Origin of the sequence: uncultured Thiodictyon sp. (assembly GCF_903828115.1) — a bacterium.
GTDB lineage: Bacteria > Pseudomonadota > Gammaproteobacteria > Chromatiales > Chromatiaceae > Thiodictyon.
Map to the genome: position 1 here is coordinate 1 of NZ_CAIKKU010000709.1, position 4999 is coordinate 4999.

At 60.3% G+C, this 4999-nt stretch carries 5 protein-coding genes; 4 read left to right on the plus strand and 1 reads right to left on the minus strand.

Translation table 11 applies throughout. The features are described from left to right. Window positions 1–195: hypothetical protein (locus QZY48_RS26675; protein WP_295436577.1), on the plus strand; the 195-nt coding region annotated here is incomplete at its 5' end. 5 nt (window positions 196–200) lie between these two features. Next, window positions 201–2009: an alpha/beta fold hydrolase gene (locus tag QZY48_RS26680; RefSeq protein WP_295436578.1), complete on the plus strand. Its 1809-nt coding sequence runs from the start codon at window positions 201–203 to the stop codon at window positions 2007–2009. Between the two features lie 233 nt (window positions 2010–2242). Here QZY48_RS26680 and QZY48_RS26685 read toward each other — a convergent pair whose 3' ends face one another. Continuing rightward, complete coding sequence (locus QZY48_RS26685) at window positions 2243–3019, minus strand: DedA family protein (protein ID WP_295436579.1); 777 nt, start codon at window positions 3017–3019, stop codon at window positions 2243–2245. Window positions 3020–3181: 162 nt separating this feature from the next. On the opposite strand from QZY48_RS26685, the gene QZY48_RS26690 reads away from it, so the two are divergent. Continuing rightward, on the plus strand, window positions 3182–3469 hold the full coding sequence (locus tag QZY48_RS26690; protein ID WP_295436580.1) for a hypothetical protein: 288 nt from the start codon (window positions 3182–3184) through the stop codon (window positions 3467–3469). A gap of 178 nt (window positions 3470–3647) precedes the next feature. Next, window positions 3648–4871 carry a DUF262 domain-containing protein gene (locus QZY48_RS26695; RefSeq protein ID WP_295436582.1) on the plus strand — a complete coding sequence of 408 codons (1224 nt, stop codon included), beginning with the start codon at window positions 3648–3650 and terminating at the stop codon, window positions 4869–4871. The last annotated feature ends 128 nt before the right edge of the window (window positions 4872–4999 follow it).

The window sequence follows — 4999 nt, forward strand, 5'->3', positions numbered from 1 at the left end:
GTTGTCGTTGTCGTGATCGGATTGTTCGATTACGACAACGACAACGACGCCCGGCCCCAGAGGTTGCCGCGGCTCGGTGGGTACGCGATGCGTACCCTACGGGATCGGCGTCAACACATCAGTTCTGATCGCACCCGCTGGACATTGCCGCGGGGTGTCCATACCCTAACAATGCAACTTGACGGAGGCGACTGACGATCATGGCCATACCCACCGACACCAGCGACACGTCGCGCAAGTCCGCCCGGAGGGGGACTGACGACCCGCCCGAAGCGCAGCGGGTCGCCAGCGAGTTTCCCGAAGCCCAGGCCGCGGTCGCCGGGGCCCTGGTCCCGCTCGAACCGGCGGCCCCCCTGCTGCAAACCCCCTACGTCCAGGCCCCGCTGTCCCTGGCGCAGGTCGCCTGGCTGATGCACCCGCAGGAACTGGGCGAGCGCCTCGCCCGCTGGTACGCCGATCTGTGGCGCCTGCAATGGTATGGCTGGCAGCGCATGATCGGCCTGCCGAACGATGACCCGGTCAGGCCCAACCCCGCGGATGAGCGCTTCGCCGATCCCGCCTGGTCCGACACGCCGGGCTGGGACCTGATCAAGGAGTGGTACCTGACCTTCAGCCGCAACGCCAAGGACATGATCCGCGACACCCCGGGGCTGTCGGACCGGGACCGCCGCCGGGCGGCCTTCTGGTGTCGGCAGTGGCTGGACGCGGTCGCGCCCACCAATTATCTGTGGACCAATCCGGTAGCGCTACGCCGCGCCATGGAGACCGGCGGCGGCAGCCTCGCCGCGGGCTACCGGAACTTTCTCGCCGACCTTGAGGCCGGCGACCTGCGCATGAGCGATCCGGCGGATTTCACCGTCGGTGAGGACCTCGCCACCACCCCCGGTGCCGTCGTATTGCGCAATCGCCTGCTGGAGGTCATCCACTATGCGCCGACCCGGCCCCAGGTCCACGCCGAGCCGGTGGTGATCATCACGCCTTGGATCAATAAGTTCTATGTGCTCGATCTGACACCGAAGAAGAGCCTGATCGGCTTCCTGCTCGGACAGGGGCTGGACGTCTTCATCACGAGTTGGAAAAACCCGGGCGCCGACCTGCGCGAGTTGCGTATCGATGATTACCTGCTCGAAGGTATCCAGGTCGCCATCGACGCGGCGCGTCAGATGACGGGCGCGAATCAGGTCCACGCCGTCGGCTACTGTATCGGCGGTACGGCGCTCGCCATGTATCTGGCCTGGGCGAACCGGCATTTTGCGCCCGCGGTGGTGCCGGTCGCCGACTGGACCCTCTTCACCACCCTGGTCGATTTCGCCCAGCCGGGCGACATCGAGGTCTTCATCGATGAGGCGAGCGTCGCCTACCTCTGCGCCCAGATGCAGCGCACCGGCTATCTCGACGGCCGGGAAATGGCCGCCGCCTTCCGCCTGCTGCGCTCCAACGGGCTGATTTGGCACTACGTCGTCCACGGCTGGCTCTATGGTGAAAAGCCACCCCCATTCGACGTGCTGTACTGGAACATGGACACGACGCGCATGCCGCACGTCATGCACGCCTGGTATCTGACTGAACTGTATCTTCACAACCGGCTGATCCAACCCGGCGCCCTGACGGTGGCGGGCGAGTCACTGGATCTCGGCGCCATCACGCAACCCCTGTACGCGGTCGCCGCCGCGGACGACCACATCGCGCCTTGGGAGCAGGCCTTCCGCACGGTCAATCTGGTCCCGGGCGACAAGCGCTTCGTGCTCTCCAGCGCCGGGCATATCCTGGGCATCCTCAATCCCCCGGTCGCTCCGCCCAAGCGACGCTACCGGGCGGACGCGGCGCAGTGCCCGGATCGGCCGCAGGTCTGGAAGGGGCGGACCCCGGAGCGCGTCGGCAGTTGGTGGGAGGACTGGATGGCCTGGCTCAAGCCGCGCGCCGGCGCCATGGTCAAAGCCCGGCCGGTGTCCACCCCGGCGTTCCCCGCGCTGGCACCGGCGCCCGGGACCTATGTCCGCGAGCACTGAATCTCGCTAAGTAACGAGTCAAGAACAAGTTGAACACGACAGAATCGTTGTCGTTGTCGTTGTCGTTGTCGTTGTCGTTGTCGTAATCGGAGAAGCGATGCAATTTGGGTACGAGCGAATCAAGGGCGCTTCGATAGATCCGATTACGACAACGACAACGACAACGACGCGAAAAGATTTCAATAGCGGAATTGTGTATTCTCGGGTGGTATCGGCATCTGCGCTTCGCGGTGCTAAGTTTGCGATGGTACGTCCGGCAGCGCGGCCCGTTTGAACCTGAGCCAGAGGTAGACGGCCAGGACGACCAGACCGATGAGGGTCGCACCCGCCACCCAGGGGTTCCAGCGGTGCACGAGGGTAAGGATGCCCTGCAGGTGTTCGTCCAGGAAGTAGGGCCCGAGTCCCCAGGTACCGACCCATAGGGCGGCGCCCAGCAGGTTGAAGCGGGTGAAGTGCCACCAGGGCATTTTCAGGATGCCGGCCGCGATGCCGTTCAATTGGCGCGGTCCGTCGAAGAAGCGGGCACCGACGATCAGCCAGCCGCCCCAGCGTTCAAAGATGGCCTCGATACGCGCCAGATACCGCTCGTTGACCCGCAGCCGCCGCAGCAGGGGGCGCCCGCCCAAGCGCCCGATCAGGTAGCCCAGGCTGTTGCCCACCGACGCCGCCGCGAAGGCCGCCAGCACCAGCCAACCGATGTGCAGCTTGGGGTGTGAGGCGGCGTCGAGCGCCGCGGCGACCAGCAGCGTCTCACCGGGGGCCGGGATGCCCGCCCCCTCCACGCCCACGGCCACCGCGACCGCCCCGTAACCATAGCGGTCGAGCAAGGGCTGCACGACCGCGATCTCGTGCTGGAGCTGCGCCGCGATGCGGTTCTCGATGGTCACGGGTGCCACCGTCGTCGGTGCGGCGATGGCTGGCGCCGGCGCGGGCGCGGCGAAGCCCGGCGTCGACGTCAGGCACAGGGACCCGGCCAGGGCGAAGGCGAGATAGAATCGGTTCTTGGGCATGATCGTAACACCACCAAATCGTCAAGGATGATGCCCCGGGTCGGCGGCTGCAAGCACTCTTTGGTGCCGCGGGCTGCGATCGGGGCGCGGGCGCCACACCTGGTTCCGTGCTTAGAATCGCCAGTTGCGCGTCGAAGCGCGCGTCACCACAGAGGTTCGCGGATGCATCTCGCCATCATCATCAATAGTATTGTAAGTGTCATAGGCGCCATCCTGGGCGCCCTCGTCGCGGCCGGCAGCGTCGTCAGCATCGCCAATATGAAGGTCCCCTGGGTCGGGAAACTGACGGTGGCCGCCGTGCTCATCCCTGTCATCTTTCTGGTCTCAGGATTAGGCGCCTGGCTGGCGAACGAGTACGGTGCGAGCGAGGTCGCGATCGGCCTGATCGCGCTGCCCTGGGGCTACGGGCTGTGCTTTGGCGTGTTTATGCTGGTGTCCTTGAGGAAATAGTCACCGAAGCCCCACCGCACGCTATATCCTGGAGCACATCGGCGAGGCCGCCGCCGTGAATGCGGGGCGGCTCGGCCCCGGGGCTCCCGCAATGGGGCCGAGGTGACGACAGGTGCTCTGATGACCGCGACCATCCTCAAACACGATTTTCGCTACCTAATCCAGAGGTGATACGGCAATGGCACTGTTTAACGGCGAAGAGATAAATCTTGACATTCGAGACACTGAATCGCCACCAAAGTTATCTAACCGTGAGATTAATGAAAAATATGTCCGCGGTGAAATTAGAATCGTGACTGAACAGGCTCGATATCCACTGAATACAATTGCCGAGATTGTCGAAAATCGGTCATATAAGCTATCTCCAGAATACCAAAGGCGGCATCGGTGGTCGCGGGATCAGCAATCGCGACTCATCGAATCGTTGATCATGAATGTTCCCATTCCGCCAGTCTTTCTTTATGAGTACGATTACTCGCGTTACGAGGTTATGGATGGGCTCCAGCGACTTACTGCGATTCATGATTTTTATCGAAACGAGTTTGAGCTGTCGGGCTTGTCGCAGTGGAATGAGTTAAATGGCAGGAAATATTGCGATCTTCCAGAGCGCGTGCGTGAAGGAATTGATCGTCGTTATCTTTCGTCCGTAATCCTCTTAAAGGAGACAGCGAAAGATGACGTCGAGGCTCTGCGTCTTAAGCAGATGGTATTTGAACGCATCAATAGTGGCGGGGAGCGATTGACTCCGCAGGAGACCCGCAATGCTATATTTGACGGATCAATGAATCGGCTTTGTATAAAGTTATCAAAGAATGATTCGCTTTGTCGCTTGTGGGCTATCCCCGCTCCTGAGCCCGCTGAGATTGCAGGAGGAACTCCGTCTAAGGAGCGCTTAGCGAATGAAGATTATCGTCGAATGGAGGATGTGGAACTCGTCCTAAGGTTTTTCGCTTACCGTCAGAAAAGAAATCTACATAAAGGTAACATTAGTCTTTCTGGATATTTGGACGTCTATTTGAGACATAGCAACGGATTCCCCGAGGATGTCCTAATGCAGCTCCAAATGCTCTTCGATGAAGTTATTTCCTTGGTTGAGGATGCGTTTGGCGAGAGCGCTTTCTGGCTTTATCGGTGTCGAGGGAAAGAACCAAGCGTGCGGTGGGCTTGGCTAGAGCGCTCTACAACTACCGTTTACGACCCTTTAATGTACGTCGTAAGCCGCCGAATTCATCAAGCGCCTGCTATTCGCAACGCTAAAGTGGCGATTCAGGGGCGTCTGGAGGATTTCTACAAAGAGCATTACGAGACTTTTGGTGGTCGCGACGTTAACCGGAACACCTTAATAGCTAGAGAAGATAGCTTTAATGCGCTATTTGATGATGTCGTTGGTATAGCGACTTAATGAGTTATCACGACTAACTTGCAGCATATAATGTATCTGGCAAATAGAAGAAAGATGTTACACGGCCAATATTCTGTTGCAGTGCCTGTAAGGCAGTCTGCAACTTAATCTTTAAATGAAGCTTACTA